This window comes from Parapedobacter luteus, assembly GCF_900168055.1.
In the GTDB taxonomy this organism is placed as follows: domain Bacteria; phylum Bacteroidota; class Bacteroidia; order Sphingobacteriales; family Sphingobacteriaceae; genus Parapedobacter; species Parapedobacter luteus.
This window is the reverse complement of sequence record NZ_FUYS01000005.1, coordinates 101,366-117,942: the sequence shown is the minus strand read 5'-3', so window position 1 is coordinate 117,942 and position 16,577 is coordinate 101,366. Positions and strand designations below refer to the sequence as shown.

12 protein-coding genes are annotated in these 16,577 nt (G+C 54.1%); 4 read left to right on the top strand and 8 right to left on the bottom strand.

The features are described from left to right. Positions 1-96 precede the first annotated feature (96 nt). From folE to amaB, 3 genes are all read left to right on the top strand, one after another. Entirely contained in the window at positions 97-753 is a 657-nt protein-coding gene (gene folE / locus B5X72_RS11625) for a GTP cyclohydrolase I FolE (protein WP_079717077.1), read from the top strand. Positions 754-756: 3 nt separating this feature from the next. Next, positions 757-1,011 carry a hypothetical protein gene (locus B5X72_RS11620; RefSeq protein ID WP_079717076.1) on the top strand — a complete coding sequence of 85 codons (255 nt, stop codon included), beginning with the start codon at positions 757-759 and terminating at the stop codon, positions 1,009-1,011. Positions 1,012-1,116: 105 nt separating this feature from the next. Next, entirely contained in the window at positions 1,117-2,664 is a 1,548-nt protein-coding gene (gene amaB, locus B5X72_RS11615) for an L-piperidine-6-carboxylate dehydrogenase (RefSeq protein ID WP_079717075.1), read from the top strand. A gap of 3 nt (positions 2,665-2,667) precedes the next feature. On the opposite strand, the gene B5X72_RS11610 is transcribed toward amaB, so the two are convergent. The 8 genes from B5X72_RS11610 to B5X72_RS11575 all read right to left on the bottom strand — a co-directional run bounded on the left by B5X72_RS11610 (position 2,668) and on the right by B5X72_RS11575 (position 15,359). After that, a complete protein-coding gene (locus tag B5X72_RS11610) occupies positions 2,668-4,260 on the bottom strand; it encodes a serine hydrolase (protein WP_176146184.1) in 1,593 nt (530 codons plus the stop codon). Between the two features lie 10 nt (positions 4,261-4,270). Then, entirely contained in the window at positions 4,271-5,389 is a 1,119-nt protein-coding gene (locus B5X72_RS11605) for a dipeptidase (RefSeq protein ID WP_079717073.1), read from the bottom strand. Between the two features lie 16 nt (positions 5,390-5,405). Next, positions 5,406-6,620, bottom strand: a complete 1,215-nt coding sequence (locus B5X72_RS11600; RefSeq protein WP_176146183.1) for a serine hydrolase domain-containing protein — start codon at positions 6,618-6,620, stop codon at positions 5,406-5,408. Between the two features lie 28 nt (positions 6,621-6,648). After that, positions 6,649-8,094, bottom strand: coding sequence for a RagB/SusD family nutrient uptake outer membrane protein (locus tag B5X72_RS11595; RefSeq protein WP_176146182.1), 1,446 nt, complete (start codon positions 8,092-8,094; stop codon positions 6,649-6,651). Positions 8,095-8,124: 30 nt separating this feature from the next. Continuing rightward, positions 8,125-11,187 carry a SusC/RagA family TonB-linked outer membrane protein gene (locus tag B5X72_RS11590; RefSeq protein ID WP_079717070.1) on the bottom strand — a complete coding sequence of 1,021 codons (3,063 nt, stop codon included), beginning with the start codon at positions 11,185-11,187 and terminating at the stop codon, positions 8,125-8,127. Positions 11,188-11,216: 29 nt separating this feature from the next. Next, positions 11,217-12,860 (bottom strand): serine hydrolase domain-containing protein, encoded by a 1,644-nt coding sequence (locus B5X72_RS11585; protein WP_079717069.1) that lies wholly within the window; start codon positions 12,858-12,860, stop codon positions 11,217-11,219. Between the two features lie 235 nt (positions 12,861-13,095). Beyond that, positions 13,096-13,992 (bottom strand): helix-turn-helix transcriptional regulator, encoded by an 897-nt coding sequence (locus B5X72_RS11580; RefSeq protein WP_079717068.1) that lies wholly within the window; start codon positions 13,990-13,992, stop codon positions 13,096-13,098. A 122-nt stretch (positions 13,993-14,114) separates the two neighbouring features. Next, the gene (locus B5X72_RS11575) at positions 14,115-15,359 is read right to left on the bottom strand and encodes a DUF819 family protein (protein ID WP_079717067.1); all 1,245 of its coding nucleotides are present in this window, start codon (positions 15,357-15,359) and stop codon (positions 14,115-14,117) included. 174 nt (positions 15,360-15,533) lie between these two features. Here B5X72_RS11575 and B5X72_RS11570 point away from each other — a divergent pair, with 174 nt between their 5' ends. Beyond that, the gene (locus B5X72_RS11570) at positions 15,534-16,556 is read left to right on the top strand and encodes a D-alanine--D-alanine ligase family protein (protein WP_079717066.1); all 1,023 of its coding nucleotides are present in this window, start codon (positions 15,534-15,536) and stop codon (positions 16,554-16,556) included. The last annotated feature ends 21 nt before the right edge of the window (positions 16,557-16,577 follow it).

Sequence of the window (16,577 nt, the reverse complement as noted above, 5' to 3'; positions counted from 1 at the left end):
TCGCCGTCCTTGCCGGTGCGGCTTACCGCCAAGCATGGGCTGAGCGGCCACTGACGTTCATCCGGGGGCGTGATAGCTCCAATAAAAAAACACGTGATGCAAAATATACCCGAACAACTGCTGGACGATCTGGGCGACGCCCATGTGATGACATCCATTGAGACACCGCTGCGTCCGGATGCTTTCGACAAGACCGATGGAGAGAAAATCGCAACCATCGCGCGTCATTTTGCCGCGATCATGGAAGCGCTTGGCCTTGACCTCACGGATGACAGCCTGAAGGGCACACCCCGGCGGGTGGCGAAGATGTACGTCAAGGAACTTTTCCGGGGGCTCAACCCCGCAAACAAGCCGGATCTTTCCGTGTTCGACAACAAGTACGGCTACGGGAGGATGCTTGTCGAAAAGGACATCGACGTTTCATCTGCCTGCGAGCACCATTTCCTGCCGATGATCGGCAGGGCCCATGTGGGTTACATCGCTGACAAGCAGGTGATCGGTTTGTCCAAGATCAACCGCATCGTGGAGTACTATGCCCGTCGGCCGCAGGTTCAGGAACGGCTGACGCTCCAGGTATTCAATGAGCTGAAGCAGGCGTTGGGCACCGAAAGCGTCATCGTTGTCATCAATGCCGAGCACCTGTGCGTTTCGGCCCGCGGCGTGCGCGACCGCGGCAGCAGGACGACCACGCTGGAATACGGCGGAGCCTTTTCAGACAAGGAGTTGCGGGAGGAGTTTCTTCGCATGACATAACCCTTGGCCCAAATCAATAAAAAAGTCACCTATGGTGAAATCCACAAGCACATCAAATTGCTTGTCGATATGGCCAAAGGCGAATTCCATTGTAAGCGGGTCTTCCTGCTGGGCGGGATCATCATCAATACCAGCCCGGGCTACAACGATGCGGTGGAAATCTACAACTTCGAGGTGGTCGATGTCGGTGCTACGGCCGGGTCGGACGAAGATGAATCGCATTCGATCATGCACTCGGAGGTTTTTAAAAACCCGTGAGTGCCTTTAGCTGGCCGTTACCCGGCTCGTGCGCCCGGCGTTTGCTTGTTGGTGATAACGCGCCGAAAACCGTACCTTTGGCTTATCCACAAAAAACCAACATACATGGCGAATACCACAGACATCGCGGCGATACTCGGACGGCTTGCCGTTGCGCCCATCAATCCGGCATGGAGTACAGGTAACATCAGCGGCCCGTCAGAAGGCGGGCCGCTGATAGCGTGTTTTTCACCCGTAGACGGCGCGCATATTGCCGCCGTGGGAGAGGCTTCGGCCGCCGACTACCACGCCGTGGTGGCGAAGGCCACGGAAGCCTTTGCCACTTGGCGCGAAGTTCCCGCGCCGCGGCGCGGCGAGATTGTCCGGCAGTTCGGCGAGGCGTTGCGCCGCCACAAGGACGATCTGGGCGCGCTGGTTTCCTACGAGATGGGCAAGAGTTTGCAGGAAGGCTTGGGCGAAGTGCAGGAGATGATTGACATCTGTGACTTTGCCACCGGCCTGAGCCGCCAGCTCTATGGGCTCACCATCGCCTCGGAGCGTCCGGGCCACCGCATGTATGAGCAATGGCACCCGCTGGGCGTGGTGGGCATCATCTCCGCGTTTAACTTTCCCGTGGCTGTCTGGAGCTGGAATGCCGCCATCGCCTGGGTGTGTGGCAACGTGTGTGTATGGAAGCCCTCCGAGAAAACACCGCTTTCGGCCGCGGCCTGCCAGGCCATCATCGCCGGGGTGCTGGCCCGCCATGGTTTGCCCGAAGGCATTTCCTGCCTGGTGCAGGGCGGCAGGGCACTGGGTGAGCTATTGGCGGGCGATCCACGTATCGCCCTTGTCTCTGCCACCGGCTCCACGCGCATGGGCAAGGCTGTCGCTGCGGCGGTGGCGGCGCGGCTCGGCAAGAGCATCCTGGAGCTGGGCGGCAACAACGCCATGATCATTACCGCACATGCCGATCTGGATATTGCGCTGCCCGCGGCCGTATTCGGTGCGGTAGGTACCGCGGGGCAGCGGTGTACGAGCACACGGCGGCTCATCATCCACGCTTCGGTATACGACGCGTTCAAAGCACGGCTGGTGCGCGCCTATGGGCAGCTGCGCATCGGCAACCCATTGGATGAGGCCAACCATGTGGGGCCGCTGATAGACCGTGCCGCCGTGGGCAGTTACCTGGCTGCCATTGCGGCCTGCGAGGAGCAGGGTGGCCATTTCCTGGTGAAGGGCGAGGTGCTGTCGGGCGAGGGCTACGCCTCCGGCTGCTACGTGCGGCCTTGCATTGCCGAGGTGTCGCCGGACATGCCCATTGTGCAGGCGGAGACTTTTGCCCCCATCCTGTACCTCATGAAATACGAGATTTTGGATGAAGCCATCCGCATCCAAAACGAGGTGCCGCAGGGCCTGTCGTCGGCCATCATGACCCTCAACTTACGGGAGGCCGAGCGGTTCCTTTCGGCGGGCGGCTCGGACTGCGGTATTGCCAACGTCAATATCGGCACATCCGGCGCCGAAATCGGCGGCGCTTTCGGCGGCGAAAAAGAAACCGGTGGCGGGCGGGAGTCCGGCTCGGATGCATGGAAGGCCTACATGCGCCGGCAGACCAACACCATCAACTATTCCGACAAGCTGCCGCTGGCACAGGGGATCAAGTTTAATCTGTAGGTATCAATCAGTCTTCGGGGCCGGGACCGGCCGGATGTCGAGATCGTGAAAGTCAAAGCTGACGTCCGTGCGGGCAGACACGGCCGTCATCGTTATTCGGGCCACTTTTCCCTGGTGATCCAGCATAAACGTCACAAACGCATCTGCGCGCAGCTCGGGCGTATCCCATATGGCGACAAACGTATCGTACTGCCAATGTTCAAGCCTGCCTGTCAGCAGCGGCGAGTGTTCGAAGCGGATTCGCAGGCCGCTATCTGTATTTGCGATGGAAATATCTCCATACCAATCGTCACGGTATTTCCCAGTATACTGCCCAAGATCCAGCGATGGAGATGTACCGGTGGCCCTTTTTGTTGCCGTTTCGCTGTCCAGTTCATCCAATCGTTGCAGGCGTTGTTTTTCGGCCCGAAGGTATGCCGAAAGCCAGTCAAAGGGCGGACTATCGATGTAGTCATCCACAATGCGGTTGATTACCGCTTGGTAAGCATTTGTGCATTGCTGGTTTGTGAGCACAGCGATGCCGAGGTCCAGTGAAGGGAAAAAAATCACGTGGGACACAAATCCATCCAGTGCGCCGCCGTGTGACACGGCTTTGATGCCCCGGTAGGTAAATGTGCGGAAACCCAGCGCATAACTGGTGAAATCCTGCTGTGCAGGCGCAAGCCATTCCGGCGCCTGCGGTATAGGCATAGGCGTTACGCCCGTCCAAAGCTCCCGCGCGGTTTTTGGGCTGAACAACCGTTCGCCCCTGGGCGTCTTGCCCGAGTCCAGCTGGGTCGTCAGCCACCGGGCCATATCGGTCGCATTTGAGAGCATACCGCCAGCCGGGTTTGTCAGGTTGGCAATGGATTGGCGCGAAAACGTGTATAATGGTTTCACCGTGCCGTCTATTGGGATATGCGAAGTCGCCACATTTTCCAGGCTATCAAAGGCAGCGATATAAGGGATCGACTCCGTCATGCCGACCACGTTAAGGATGCGCGTCTGTACAAACTGCTCCCATGTCATGCCGGAGACCTCCTCGATCAATTGGCCCGCTGCAAGGTACAACACGTTGTCGTAGGCATAAGTACTCCTGAAACTCGTTGTCAACGGGAGATACCGCAGTTTTTCTACGACTTCCTTCCGGCTGTAGGTCGATGGCGGGAATTGCAGGAGGTCGCCTGCGTAAGGCGCTATACCGCTACGATGTACCAGCAAATCGCGCACGGTGAGCGCCTCTGTAACCCATGGATCGGCCATGCGAAACCACGGCATGTAGCGAATGACAGGTTCATCCCACCGGATTGTCCCCTCTTCGACGAGCAGCGCCAGCGCAGTGGCGGTAAACGCTTTTGTATTGGAGGCTATCGGAAACAAGGTATGGGCATCTACAGCATCTGTGGAGCCCAGCGTCTTGACGCCGTAACCCGTTGACAGGACCGTCCGGCCATCCTTCACCACGGCAATGGCCATGCCGGGTACCTGAAATCCATCGAGCACCTTTGCCACATATTCATCAAACCCCAGCCCGGGTTGTCCTTTTAATTCAAGTCGTGGCAGTGCAAGCAAGCAGCACAGCAGCCACACGGTATAACCTAAATGTCTTCCTTTCATGGTTTTCCAATTATTGTTCATCTATTAAGTGCGATTTACCTGAAAGCACGCGGAGCGTATTTGTTCCAGTAAGCTTGGCCAACATTTCGGCGGTATATCCACGGGCCTTCAGCCGTGCCAGTAGGATCGGGTAAGCCGTTACGTCATGAAGGCCTTTGGGGTAGGCTTCCGCGCCATCGAAATCGCTTCCAATGCCGACATGGTCTATGCCCGCTATCGCCACGATGTGGTCGACGTGGTCAATCAGGCGGTCGAGGTCCGGGAGCAGGTTTTGTGTTTCATTGGGCGGTAGTGCTTCCAGAAAAGCGGTCCGGGCGTCTACATTGCCTTGGCGTAACCGTTCGCTCCCCAGCGAATCGGCGAGGTCTTGATGCGCCTGTATGAGTGCGGCGAACCGCGTATGATAGGCAGTATCCACAAAGCCCGCATAAAAATTGATGCCCACCAGGCCGCTGTTTTCACGCAGTGCTGCCAACTGTTCGTCCTTCAGGTTGCGGTAGTGGGGTGCCAGGCTGTAGGCATTGCTGTGGCTGGCCATTACGGGTTTTCGGGTTGTACGGATCACATCATAGAACGTCTGTTCTCCGGCGTGTGAAAGGTCGGCCACCGCGCCAAGTTCGTTCATCCGTGTCACGATGTCTACGCCCAAGGCACTGAGGCCCTTTTTGTCCCTTGGTATATTACCCATTACCTCATCGCGGGCAGAGGTAGCCCAAGCTGTGCTGTTGTTCCAGGTGAGGGTGAGGTACACCATTCCGCGTTGGCAAAACGTTTCAAGGTTTTCTAAGCTATCGGCTATCATATGACCTCCTTCCACGGCCAGCAGTGCTGCGATTTTTCCTGTGGCGACGATGGCTGGGATCTCCGCTGCGCGGTGAGCCTGTTTGACAAGTTGAGGAGCACGGTCCATCAGTTGGTCGAAGCGGTCCATCATTGCCATCGCATAGGCATGAGCCTGAGCGCCGCGGTAGCGGCCATCGCAAAACATGACGAAGGTCTGCGCCTGTACGCCGCCTTCGCGCAGCCGCACCAAATCGGTCGCTCCACGACTATTCCGCACGCTAAGGTCGGCGTGGCCGTCCATGATTAGCCGTGGTATGGCATCGTTGTGCAGGTCAATCAGCATCATTCAAATTTGCTATACATCAAAACAAATCAACCGTAGGCCAGGGCGTACTGGGGTTGTTTATCGCGGGCCATACCAGGCGCCTGTCCAGATGCGTGCTAAAGTCGGCATGCGTACTCCTTGAATTTAGCAATATTGCCCAGCTATACCCATTGGTAGCGCGGACCATCCAGGTTCGTGTACCGGACAGTGAACCGCCATGGAACCAGTTTTGGGCGCCCGCGCTGATGCGGATGCCGCATGCATAACTAGAGTTTGGTGACGGTGTAGCCATCAGCGTTATCGTTGCCGGGCTCAAAAAGTCGGGCACCGTGCTGAAACCGTCTACATGTACCATCAGCCGCATCAGGTCTATTGCAGAGGCAATCCATCCGCCGGCGGCGTCCAGCCTACTAATCACTCCGTTGGCGTAGCCATAGGGGTTTTGGCCGCTTTGCCCATAGTACGTCACCTCATTGGGCTTTTTCTCGGCCAACTTGGTGCCGCCTATCTGCATATTGGTGATTCCCGCGGGCGTGAGTACGTGGTCCTGTATGTAGTCGACGTAATCCTCTCCGCTTACTTTTTCGATAATACGCCCCAGTATCTGGAAGCCGAGGTTAGAGTAGTCATGCTGGGTACCTGGCTGCGTGATGAGCGGTCTGTTGGCAATCGCCCAAGATATCAGCTGGTCCACGTCGAGCGTGGGCTGGGCAAAGGCGGGGTCGGCGCTAGAATTGCCCCAGCCGCCGCATTCGTGGTGCAAGAGATTTTTTATGGTAATATCCGCTACATAGGCCGGATAGGTGCCGGAGAAAAAATCATTTTCAAGTACACCGCTACTGCCGAAGACCGTATCGTCCATATCCAGCAGTCCATCTTCAATCAGCGTCATGATTCCCACAGCTGTGACGAATTTAGACAAGCTTGCAATGCGAAACAGGCTGCTGGTGTCTACTAACGTTGACGTAGCCTGATCGGCATATCCATAGCCCTTTGCATATACGAGCTTACCATTTTTGGTAATGGCTACGCTAGCCCCGGGGATGTCAAACCGGGTCATAAAGTTGGCCACGCTATCATCGATGGCCGAAAGGGAAGCGGTCGTCATCGACGTTTCCTCGCCACCAATCACGGGAAGCGCTGGCTCCATTTCGTTTTTCTGGCACGAGGTTGCCATGAACCAGCAGATCAGGCAGGTAATCGCCCACCAGTTTATTCGGATAACGCCTTGTTTGAGATGTGTTGTTGTCATATCCATAGTATTTGGCCAATCAAGAATGTCAGTTCCACCCCGGATTCTGTTCCACATTGGGATTTGCGTTGATCTCGCTATACGGTATCGGCATGATAAACCGGTTGTTCGGGTACGTATACTCCGTGGCTGCATCGTGTCCGCGGTGCACGAGTGGCTGTTTCTTGCGGTTCAGATCAAACAAGCGGTTGCCTTCGACAGCTAGTTCTCTACGCCGTTCGTCAAGTATTAGCAATACCAATGCATCGCCCACGGCAGAGACTTCAGAAGCATCGGGATTGGCGCGGTGTATGATGGTCATCAGGTCCTCTTGTGCCCCGGGATTTTTCGAAGCATCGGTTTTACCCATTTCGGCGCGGGCTTCGGCCCGGATCAAGTATATTTCAGAAAGCCGCAAGACCTTGGCATTGTCATCGCGAGTCGTGGCACCGCGCGGGTACTTGCGGATAAAATAGGTGTCAGATTCACCGCCTACACGGTCTCCCGGCTCAAAGAGGGTCTTGCGTACATCGCCCTCGGCATAGCTGTCATAGAGGTCTTTCGTGGCCAGCAATTCGCCATACGCTGCCTGTTCGGTAAGGTAGCCGATGCTGTTTGCTCCATTATTGCTGGTTTCAGTAAATCCGATTTCCAAGATAGACTCACTGCTGAACTTCTCGGCCCAGCTGCCCACGTAAACATCGCGTGTCAGTAGCGAATAGGGGGCCTGCTCGATGACCAATGTCGCATACTTTTCGGCATTCTGCCAATCTTCCATGTAGAGGTACACTTTGGCGAGCAGCGCCTGTGCGGCATACCTGCCGAAATAGCCGTCTTTCACTTGGGGCTGCAGGAGCTGCTCGGCTCGAAGCAAGTCGGCCACAATCTGCTGGTACACTTCAGCTGTGGTGGCCCTTGACGGTGAGATGATATCGCTACTGTGCCCTGTTACCAATGGCACGCCCGGGTGGGCGGCATCGGCGGTGAAGTTATACGGCTGAGCGAAAAAGCGTTGCAGGTCAAAGTAGGCCAATGCCCGGCAAGCGAGCAGCTCGCCCACCAGTTGATTAGCCTCTTGCTGTTGGCCCACAGGCCAGTCGATAGCTTCCGCTGCGGAGAGTGCCAAGTTGGCGTTGGCTACCACGCGGTACATCGCGGTCCATGCGCCCGTGACCGCCCCGTCGCCGTTGGTTACAGCAAACCGGTCGTGATTGAGATACCGCCCGCCGTTCCTGAAGCTAATGAAGGTGTTGTCTCCGATGAGCTCAGGTGTGACGATAAACGTACGGCCATAATAGTTGACCGCGTTGAAATTGCTATATACACCTGTGGTAGCCGCCGTAAGTGACTCAACGTCTTTGATGTGGTCAAATCCCACCGATTGGGGGTTCTGTTCGTCCAGGAAGCTGTCGCCGCAACCAAGCAGCAGGCAGCAGCTCAGCACGAGGGAGTTCCAGAATGGTTTAGGCATGGTCATGTTGGGGTTGTGATGCATGATTATTTTAGTTGAATGGCGCTGCATGATTTAAAATCTTACATTGATGCCGAATACAAATTGCCGCGCTATCGGAAGGTTTTGATCCAGCAATCCGGAAATATCCGTCTCTGGATCGAAGGGCAGCAGATCATCTTTGACGTACGTATACAAGTTGTTACCGCGGACATAGACCGTGGTGCTGCGGAAGGGCAGCCGGAGCTGATCCGCAGGAAGCTGATAGCTCAGCGTGACATCGCGTAGGCGAATGTAGCTTCCATCATAGAGGAAACGTGTAGATTCCTGGCCAGTAAGCCCTGACTGGCTACCGCCGTACACGATTTTGGGATAGGCGGCATCGTCTCCCGGCTGTTGCCACCGGTTTTCGTAAGCTTTTCGCGAAATGGCGCCGGTCTCACTGAGTCTTGCCGACCCATCAGACTGCGTATATTGACCCCAGACGTCGTAGACGGACCCGCCCCAGTTGAAATACACGAGGGCTGAGAGGGACACTCCTTTGTAGGAGAACGTATTGGTGATACCACCGAAAAAGTCTGCGAGGGCACTTTTTCCTTCGAGCTTGTAAGGTGCGGCCTCGTTGTAGGCCGTTGTGGTTGCGTCGCGACTACTGTTGGTATACCACAGGGCTTCTCCGGTTTGGGGGTTTACGCCAGCATATTCTCGGAGGTAAAATTGATAAAAATCGCCACCCACCTCACGCAGAAACCGACCTTCGACCCTTCGGCCGTCTTGATAAGCGGTGACCTTATTGTGCTGCGTCGTGATATTGAAATTGGTAGACCATGCAAACCCTTGCCCGTCCTTGCTGACGATGTTGCGCGAATTCAGCGCAATCTCGACGCCATAGTTTTTCATGCCGCCCACATTGTAGTTGAGGCTGGTCACGCCGTTGGTATGCGATATAGGCATGTCTTGGATCAGGTCTGAAGTCTGCCGACTATACCAATCTACCGCACCATCCAGCCGGTTGTTGAACAAGGCAAACTCCAGGCCGACGTCCAGCGGGCGGTTGCGTTCCCAGCGTAGTGAGCCGCTTTCTATTTGACCGATGGCAAACCCCGGAAGGTTGAGGTAATTTTGGTTGGTCGAGTAATAACCCAGCGCGCCGTAGTAGTCGCCCAGCTGGTTGCCGCTTGTGCCGATGCTCGCGCGCAATTTCAGCTGGTTGATCACGTCGATACCTTGCAGGAAACCCTCCTTGTGCAGATTCCACGCAAGGCCGATCGACCAGAAATTACCGTAGCGGACATCTTGGCCAAACCGGGAGGAGCCGTCCCGCCGCACGGAAGCGTTGAGGTAATATTTTTCGGCATAGTCAAAGTTACCGATCAAGAAATAGCTTGCCAGACTGGCATGCGATTCCGAGCTCCAGGCGATGTAGGGTTCTGATGTGTTGGCTAAGGTGTACAGGTCTTCGGCGACATAGTTATTGGCTTGGGTGCTCACACTTTTTAGGTTACGTCTGCTGGCCTCCTGCCCTAGTGTCACGTTGATGCCCCAGTCGCTGAAGTGCTCATTGAACTTAAGCAGGTTGGTCACCGTCCAGTTGTTCCAGGTACGATCATACTGCATGCCGCGTCCGTTTGAGCCCATGCCGTCGCGCGATAGCGGGCTCCAGTAGCGAAAGTCATCGGAGAAGCTGAAATCGATACCCGCCCGGGATTCTATTGCGAGCGACTTTAACAGCTTATATTCTGCACTCACGTTGCCCACAGCCTGGTAAATATTCGTTTCATAGCGGTTTTCAAGGCGGACTAGTTCGGGATTGTGGGTGATGGACATGTTATACCCACCATTTTCATCGTATGGGGCCAGCCAGGGCACGAGCCGGTTCAGCGAGCGCATGGGGTTTTGGCCGGTGCCGGCGCCGGGGATGGTATTCAACTTTTGTGCAGCGGCCGAAATCCGGCCATTGAACGATAAGCGTTCATTTGCCTGATGCTGGATATTCAGGCGACCGGTTTTCCGCTCAAATCCCTGCCCTTTGGTGACGGCATCCTGCGTATAGTAGTTGCCCGACAGGAAAAACCGGGTTTTTTCTGTACCACCTGACGCCGAGAGGTTATATTGCTGGTATTGACCCGTCTGGACAATCACATCATACCAATCTGTATTAATGTTTGGGTTCAATCCCTGATTCAGCAGGTATTCGTATGCGGCTTCGGGCGTGGTGATGGCGCGCAGCGCGTCATTGATTTCGCTGTTGATTACGCCCTCTACGAGCAGTTCGGTCATTTCGCTGGTACTCAACGGCTTATTGCGCTCGCCGGTGGATATCCGGTTGATACCATAGTTGGCCGAGAAGTTGATGTCCGTACGTCCCGCCTTGCCATTTTTGGTTGTGATCATGATCACGCCATTAGCTGCTTGCGAACCGTAGATTGACGTCGCGGAGGCGTCTTTGAGCACTGTCACCGATTCAATGTCATTGGGGTTAATGCCTGCTCCGGAATTGGATGAGAAAGCCAGCCCCGATACGTTTTGCGTAAGCATCGGCACGCCGTCTACCACATATAGCGGCGCGTTGTTGGCATCGAAAGAGGTAATTCCGCGTAGGCGTACCGTAGGAGCGGCACCTGGCTGGCCTGTTGACTCCATGACCTGGAGGCCAGCCACGTTGCCCTGCAACGATGTTTGGAATGACGTGCGAGGCCTGTCGGCTAGATCTTCCCCTCGCACGGTAGTGGCTGATCCGGTAAACGAACGGCGCGTCTGATTACCGTAGGGTACCGTTATCTGTACTTCGTCGATCAGGTGTTCGCTCTGCTGGAGCCTTACTTGCAGTGACTGCCGGTTTTGCACGGGTACTTCCTGACTGTCATAGCCCAGGTAGGCAAAGACAATCACCGCGCTGCCATCCGGCACCGATATCCGGAAGTAGCCATTGTCGTCAGTGATGCTGTTGGCGATACCCTGCTTGAGGGATACCGTTACACCAGGGAGGGGGGCGCCGTCCACGTTGCTGACCACCGTACCAGTCACGGTCTGCTGCGCGTTTACCGGGTCAGGCAGGAATACACTCCAGGTCATGATTAGGCATAGCAATAGCATGCCAAGGGAGCAGGTCTCCCTGATTCGTTTGCTTATCTTCATCTGTTTTACTTGTTATTTCCGTTATGGCGCTAGCGGTTTTCCGCCATTTGATACGCAAATCTAAAGTTTTCGGCCCTCGGTATACTCACGTATAGTACCCGTTGGCCATATTGGTCTTTACTGAATCGAAAGACGGTCTTCAGCCCCGTTAAAAACCCATAAAAGCCCACTTCGCCACCGTCTTCGTAAGCAGGGTATAGAACGGTGCCGTCATACGGCTTGCGGTAAACCTTAAGTTTACCGGCTTCAACCACAAACTCCAGCGCCAAATCGATATCTAAGCAGGTGTAGGTGCCCGAGAAGTCGGTCAGCCTATTGGAGAGATTGGCGGGGAAGGCACATTTTTTATAGACGATGGTTTCGTCTTGGCCGACCTGCTCAAGGGTCGTGTCATCCCTGATCACAAAGCGCGTTTCGCCAATTAGCAGGGTATCCGCCGTTAGGCTGTAGATCGTGTCGGCACCGAGCTTGAGCACTTCGCCCTGTTGTTTAAGTTCTGCTACGTGAAAGCCTTTTGTATTTCTGTAATGACCGGCCAGCTGTCGGATGAGGCTGGCCGATATCGGTTGTTTGGCCGGTGCAGGGTGGCCTGTTTCTCGGGACTGCAAAACTTTTTCTACACACCCACGTACTTCCGAGAGCGCGAACGTCTTATCGTTGGTCAGGTACGCCACCGAAAGGCCGAGTGCCGGATAATGCGCAATCCACGCGCGGAAGCCGCCTAACAATCCCGAATGCGCCACCTCGGTGTATCCGCTAAGTGATCGTACCCATACGCCGCCGCAGCTATAGGCGATGGTGTCGCCATTGTTCAGCACACCCTGTTGGGTCCTCATTGTGCTAAGCGTGCTGCCAAATCCGTCCACCGCCCAGAAGTCTGCCCATTTTATAAGGTCTTTTGCCGTCACCAGCATGCCTGCTGCGCCGTGGGTTTTCTCCACTACCGGGCTCAATACGTATTTGCCTGCAGCCTTATCATAGGGCTGCGCCTTGTTCGGCACGATGGTGTAGGGGTTGCCGCGCCAATGGGCGTATTCAAATTGCACCGGCCGCAATACATTTTCGGTTGCGTAGTCGATAAAGGTATCATCCGCGAGGCGTGACACGAGGATAGCCAGCAGGTCATAATTGCTATTGGAATAAGAATACTGTTCGCCCGGCAGGAAGTTGAGCCCCTGTTGTTCGCTAATGATCTCCAGCGCCTCGTCTTGGGTATACACGTGTTCGTAGGTTGGCCTTCCCATGAGGTAGGTTATATTGCGCCAGTCGCGAAGGCCGCTGGTCATCGTGAGCAGGTGCCTGATGGTCATCGTTTGACCGTAGTCGGGAAGCTCGGGTATATAAGTCCGGATATCGTCTTCCAGCGTCAAACGGCCCGACTCGATTAATTTCAGCACCGCTGTTGCCGTAAATTGTTTGGAAACGGATGCGGCTTCGAAAACGGCATCGGTAGTGAGTGGTGTGCCCAGTTCGCGGCTGGCCAGCCCCACGGCTTTTTCGTAAAACGGCTTGCCTGCCATGCTGGCAATGATGACTGCACCGGGCGCTTTAACGTCGCGGGAGGCCAGCAATTTGTCAAACGCCTGTCCCAGCGATCGCTCCAATCCGGTCTGTGCATTCACCATGTGAAACCAGAAGAAGCAGAGGGCTACCGCCCAATTTTTTTTCTTCATAATCAGTATTTAGTCGATTAGGAGTGCCCGCAATGCGGTTCTCAAAAAACGATAACACAAAATTAACCAATTGATGAAAGTTCATTTTACCACCATTACTGACCAATAAACCAATATTAACTAGGCCCTACATTGGCGATGCAAAACGGTGAAAAAATGGGGTGGCTGAAGTAAAAAAAAGGTGCTTTTGTCAAAAAAGCACCCGTATTACACTACTTGCATATAGAAAAATGGGTCAATAAAAATCGTGCTCGGAAAAAACCTCGATGATTTTCCCTTTGACCGCGTACTTTTGGATGTATTCACTCGGTGTCATGCCCAATGCGCGCCGAAATACGCGATTAAAGGTAATGGTATTAATAAAACCGCAATCATAAGCGACTGATGCAATGGTCGGGTAGTTTCCGCTTAGTAATTTTTCGCACGCTTTACGTATACGAAGGTCGTTCAAAAACGAAAAATACGTTTTGCGCGTGTATTTTTTAAAATATGAGCAGAATGCATTGGGAGTCATGCAGGCAAGTCTGGCGACATCTTCCAGCGCAATTTGATCCATATAATGCTCCAGCGAATAGCGGTACACGGTATTCAGCCGATCCGATACGGTTGGCGACTCCACATTAAGGACGGCCGACAAGGGCTTCCAATCCACCTTTGCTTTGATTTCAATGAATAATCTGACCAGTTGGAGAAAGGCCATGAACCGGTCAAGTCCAAGTTTGGTATGGCTATGGGTCATCGCTTGGGAAGCGAGTTTTACATAGGCTGCGGGCACTTGGAGCCCTGCATCGGCTTCCTTCAAAAAATTAGACACGACGGACAACTCGGGGAGGTAGCTCGAGATGCCCGAAAATGCCCTCCGGTGGTCGATGTACAAGCAAAGCATATTAATGGACTCCTGGTTGCCGTCGGAGGCCTCAAACAGGTGAGGCTGATTGGATCCGACCAAGTAAATCTCCCCAGGTTTGAAAGGCTGCACATGATTGCCGATTACGGCGTTACCTGTACCACGTTTTACCCAAATAATTTGCATTTCGCGGTGGTTGTGGAGATAAGGCACGGGGTACGTGTCCTGAAAGACAATTGAATGCTCCTCAGGCTCATATGGTGTCATTTGATGTAATACACGCATGTTTCTCTTTCATTAGCTCCCACTTAGTCGCTACAGCTATTAATTGGTTAGCCGCATCCACAGGGTCGGACGAGGCTGCTACAGATACAAAGGTACTTTTTTTTCAATATTACACAAGGGTTTCAGCAGACCCATTGCATCAACATCCCACAGATGTATCCGGCATAGTTTCCTACCGCATAGCCCATTACAGAAAGCAATACAGCTACCGGCACCAGTGCTGGACTGAATCCCGCCGCCACCGCCGATGCGGTAGGTACGCCTCCGACGCTGGCTTCGCTGGCCACGGCAAGAAAAAAGTAGCTGATTTTGAACATTCGGGCCACTAGAAAAATGACGACCGCATGGATGGCAATCCAGATAAAGCCGATGACGATAAGCCCCGGCGTGTCAAAGACGTTGAGGATATTCATCTTCATGCCTATCGATGCAATCAGGATATACAGGAAGACGTTGCCTACTGTAGTAGATCCGATGCGTTCCAAATTTCTCGCCCGGGTAAACGACAGCAGAACACCAAATGTCGTGGTCAGGATGATCAGCCAAAGGAACTCGTTGGTGAGGTTGAACCTGGCTAGTTGGGGTGCAACAGCCTTAATCCAGGGCACGATTTTGCCAATCAATAGATGAGCCAAGCCGGTTGCGCCGAGCCCTACCGCCAAAATCAACATCATCTCAGGCATGGTCGCCATACGCCGCTCAACGGTGTTGGTGTTTTTAAATTGTTGCTCCAGTCCGGCTGTATCCCCGTCGTCAGCGCGCAGCCATTGGTTAATTTTTTTCTTTTTGTGTACCCCGTACAAAAGTGTCGCTAGCCAGATGTTCGATATCAGCACATCCAAGGCAATCATGCCGGAATATAAGCGCGCACTGGGCTTGAATACCTCATACATTGCCGCCATATTTGCGCTTCCGCCAGTCCAGCTTGCCGCCACGGTGCCCAGTCCCCGCCAGGAGGCGTCCTCTCCTTCACCCCCTACAATGACGCCGGGAAGCAGCGCCTTGCCGATGATGACGGCCAGCGGTCCGCCGATGACTATCCCAAGTGCGGCGGCAATAAACATGAGTCCTGCTTTTTTGCGTAGTTTCCAGATCTCTTTAAGGTCTACGCCCATGATGAGCAAGATGAGGCTGGCCGGCAGCAGAAATTGGGACGCTACGGTGTATACGGCCGAATTGTCGCCCGAGATAACACCTGCCGTATTTAATATACCCGGCAAAAAATAACAAAGTAGAATAGGCGGCACGACCTGGTAGAATTTCCTGAAGAACGGAAGCGGGCTATTGGCAGTATACAATACGGCGGCAAGAATGATCAGGAGGAAGGCAAGGACGACAGCATCCTGTTCGAAAATCGCGTTATTCATGTTGCAATAATAAGCAACTCACAGCGCCGTGATATGCAATAGTTACGGGGTACTAAACCAATATTATGCGCCACCACGTAGCGGCCCAGCAGTGGCCATTATTTGCATAAAAAATGTTTACAGGTGGGTAGCCAATGCATAGCGAGAACCTCGAACAGTCCGGTAACTTTGTGCATGGATTTGCAAAAAGAAAAAATAGCTTTATTAACCGGTGGATACACGCCAGAGCGCGGAATATCCTTCAAAAGCGCGCTCAACGTAGCCGAGAAGCTTGATCGCAAGCGCTTCGAGGTATACCTGATTTACATCGTTCCGGAGGGGTGGTATTATGAGAGCGAGGGTGGGGTGCGCCATGCCATAAACCGGCATGACTTTTCGTTGGCACTACCCCAAGGGATCGTTCATTTCGATGTGGCCTTTATTTGTATACACGGTGTGCCGGGCGAAAACGGGTGCATACAGGGATACCTCGAACTAACCGGAATTCCCTATACCTCGTGCAGGCAACAGGCTGCCGCACTTACGATGAATAAGTTCTTTACCAAAGCTGCGGTCTCGCACCTTCCTGGGCTCCATATCGCCAGATCAGTGATTATTAATGCCGGATCGAGCGCCTTGGAGGAGCTCCGCGGCGCAGGACTGCGCTATCCGGTATTTATCAAGCCCAACACCGGTGGCAGCAGCATCGGCACGGCCAAGGCAGCCAACGAGGAGGAGGCTTGGGCGGCACTCGATACCGCATTTGATGTAGACTATTCGGGGCAGATTATAGTCGAGGAATATATCGAAGGCACGGAGTACTCAGTAGGCGCCTTTCTGCGCGATGGCGCGGTAGAGGTACTGCCGCCCAGCGAAGTGATTTCCGAGCGGGAGTTTTTCGATTTCGATGCCAAATATGGGTCTAGTAGTCCCGTAGACATTACGCCGGGCCGGATTGCGGGGCCCGCGCTGGATGAGCTCCGTACACTGGTTTCTGCTGTGTTCCGTGCGCTAGACTGCCATGGAGTCGTACGGATTGATTTCATTCAGGAGCGCGTTTCCGGAAGATTTTTCTTTTTGGAAATCAACACGATACCGGGGCAGACGGACAGTAGCTTTATCCCTAAGCAGCTACGTGCTGCCGGATTTGACGTGTCTGCCTTTTTCAGCCAGCTGATCGATGAGGCCTATCGCCTCGTTCCAAAAATCACCGTTTAAATATTTAATAATCTACTATAC